The organism is Cellulomonas sp. GbtcB1, from assembly GCF_019091725.1.
Classification (GTDB): Bacteria; Actinomycetota; Actinomycetes; order Actinomycetales; family Cellulomonadaceae; genus Cellulomonas.
Window position 1 is genome coordinate 1 of the sequence record NZ_JAGXJG010000620.1, and the last position, 233, is coordinate 233.

The following is a 233-nucleotide window of genomic DNA, read 5'->3' on the forward strand; positions in this document are numbered from 1 at the left end:
CGCGACGCTCGAGATCGCGAACCCCGCGCAGCAGCGGCTGATCGACGACGCCGAGGTCGGCCGCCAGGTCGCCCGGCACGAGCGGGGCGCGTTCGAGGTGGCCGACACCCGGGCGACGGCGGCCCGGCTGGTCGGCGAGGGCGGGGCCGAGCTGGTCGCGCCGCCGCCCGCGACGCCGTGGCGCTCGCTCCCCGCGCGGCTCGAGGGCCCGGCGGGCCTGCTGCCGAAGGGGT

The 233-nt window shown here is 81.1% G+C and carries 1 pseudogene; it reads left to right on the plus strand.

Features of this window, described 5'->3' with window-relative positions:
• Positions 1-233: pseudogene (locus tag KVT14_RS21575) on the plus strand (VOC family protein); the annotation flags it as partial.